This window comes from Dyadobacter sp. (assembly GCF_051859145.1).
GTDB lineage: Bacteria > Bacteroidota > Bacteroidia > Cytophagales > Spirosomataceae > Dyadobacter.
The window spans coordinates 1-2466 of sequence record NZ_JBHYGF010000296.1 but is presented as its reverse complement, the minus strand read 5'-3'; the positions used below and the strand labels follow the sequence as shown (position 1 = coordinate 2466).

Sequence of the window (2466 nt, the reverse complement as noted above, 5' to 3'; positions counted from 1 at the left end):
GACAGTTATATTATGAGATCAAGGATGGGAAAATCGCCGGAATGCTGAAAGACGTGGCTTATCAATCCAACACGCAGGAATTCTGGAACTCGTGTGTGCAGGTTTGCGACCAGAAAGACTACCGTCTAGGCGGCTCCTTCTTCGACGGAAAAGGCCAACCCTCGCAATCCAGTGCGGTTTCCCACGGCAGCTCGACAGCGCGATTTAATGGGGTGAATGTGATTAATACGGCAAGGAAGATTTAATGAGTGAATGAGTGAGTTGCGAGTTAGTGAATGAGTGAGTTAGCGAATATATATATAATTCTATCGACTAATCACTAACTCACTAACTCACCACTCACAACTCATAATTGACCCATTCAGTCATTCAAAATTGAAAAAAACATGTCCATCATACTAACAGAATCCGAAGCGAAGGCACTGTTGCAAAAGGTGCTAAAATACTCGAAAGCAGATGAATGCGAGGTGAATATTATGGGTGAGGAGCGCGGTAATATTCGTTATGCGAGAAATGAAGTTTCGACCAGTGGCGCATTGATTAACCAAAACCTGGAAGTTCAGTCAGCTTTTGGAAAGAAAGTGGGTGTGGCGACGGTCGATGAATTTAGCGATGAAGCCATTGAAAGATGTGTCCGCCGGGCGGAAGAGCTAGCGCAGCTTGCGCCTGAAAATCCTGAATATGTGGGCGTACTCGGTCCACAGACTTATGGGAAATCCAAAGGCTTCTTTGACTCGACCGCAGCAATCAATCCGGATGTGCGCGCGAATGCAGTTGCCAAAAGTTTGGAGCTGACCCGCGCCCAGAACCTGACTGCGGCTGGTTTTCTCGAAAATCAGAAAGGCTACCGCGCAATGATGAATTCCAAAGGTTTGTTTGCGTACTACCCGAGCACAAATGTGAATTTCTCATTGACGGTGCGTACCGAGGATGGAAAAGGCTCAGGTTACGTGGCGCGGGGTTATAGTGATGTAAATAAGCTCGATACTGCCGCCGCGACCAACATCGCGATTATCAAATCAAAAGGTTCGGTAGGTGCGAAGGCGCTGGAGCCTGGCAAGTACACGGTGATCCTCGAACCCACCGCAGCAGTGGTTTTACTTGAAAATATATTTTTCAGTATGGACGCCCGCAGCGCCGATGAAGGACGTTCGTTCCTGAGCAAGCCGGGCGGAAAAACAAAGCTGGGGGAGAAAATCGTAGACGAACGCGTGAACATTTATACCGATCCCGCGAATCCGGAACTTCCTTCGTCACCCTGGTCAGGGGATGGACAACCCGTTAATAAAATGAGCCTGATCGAAAAGGGTGTGGTCAAAAACATGTTCTATTCCAGATTCTGGGCGCAAAAAAACAATGTCAAGCCGGTACCCTTTCCAACAAACGTGATCATGGACGGTGGCACGGCGACGCTGGAAGAAATGATCAAGTCAACGAAGCAGGGAATTTTAGTTACAAAGCTTTGGTACATCCGGGAAGTAGATCCGCAAACGCTTTTACAGACAGGGCTTACCCGTGACGGAACATTTTACATTGAAAACGGCGTGATCAAACATCCGATTAAAAACTTCCGTTTTAATGAAAGCCCCGTGATCATGCTCAACAATCTCGAAACGCTGGGTAAGCCCGAGCGTGTTGTGAGCACCGAGTCCGACCGTAACTACCTGATACCGCCTATGAAGATCAGGGAATTTACATTTTCATCACTTTCCGACGCAGTTTAAGTATTGAAGCCTTTCTTTTTCACACGAATTCAATACACTTCGGGTAACTGGGATACCGATCAGCGAATGCCTTCCAATTTGTTGCATTCGCTGGTCGAGTACACCACGATCCCAATTGACGAGAAAGAAAAAATAGTGCAGCTTAGCAGTAATGAGCTTTTCAAGAGCCCATTCTGCTATCTGAGCGGGCACAAACTGGTTGAATTTTCACAACAGGAGCGCGATCACTTCCGCAGGTACGTCCAAAACGGCGGCTTTGTTTTTGTGGATGATTGCAACCACGATATTGACGGACTGTTTGCCAAGTCGTTTGAGCAGGAAATGGAACGAACTTTTGGTCCGAAAGCATTACAGAAGATCCCGAACAACCACCCGATTTACCATTCCTTCTTCAAATTCGAAGACGGTCCTCCCACTACATCCTTCGAGCTAAACGGCTGGGGCGACGACCTTGTCCACGATTACCTCAAAGCCATCACCATCAACGGCCGCATCGGCGTTTTATACAGCAACAAAGACTACGGCTGCGAATGGGACTACGATTTCAGGAACAAACGGTTTCTGGCTGTGGATAATACCCGGTTTGGGGTGAATATTGTGGTTTATGCGTTGGGGGTTTAGGAAGGGGAGGAAGGAGGAAAGGGAGGATGGAGGAGGGGGAGGAGCCTGTCACGTCCTGAAATAGGTTGACCTTAACCACAGGGAGATTTATGCAGCATGACCGTCCGAAAGTAGTGAAGTA

At 47.8% G+C, this 2466-nt stretch carries 2 protein-coding genes and 1 pseudogene; all 3 read left to right on the top strand.

All coding sequences use genetic code 11. From position 1 onward, the window contains the following. A pseudogene (locus tag ACTIE6_RS16620) lies at nucleotides 1-245 on the top strand (TldD/PmbA family protein); the annotation flags it as partial. 141 nt (nucleotides 246-386) lie between these two features. Further along, complete coding sequence (locus ACTIE6_RS16615) at nucleotides 387-1724, top strand: TldD/PmbA family protein (protein ID WP_439557710.1); 1338 nt, start codon at nucleotides 387-389, stop codon at nucleotides 1722-1724. A 3-nt stretch (nucleotides 1725-1727) separates the two neighbouring features. Then, complete coding sequence (locus tag ACTIE6_RS16610; protein WP_439557709.1) at nucleotides 1728-2345, top strand: DUF4159 domain-containing protein; 618 nt, start codon at nucleotides 1728-1730, stop codon at nucleotides 2343-2345. Nucleotides 2346-2466 lie beyond the last annotated feature (121 nt).

Bases quoted from the DNA above. Each gene is read 5' to 3' on its own strand.
- ACTIE6_RS16615 (WP_439557710.1), top strand. From the start codon at position 387: ATGTCCATCATACTAACAGAATCCGAAGCGAAGGCACTGTTGCAAAAG.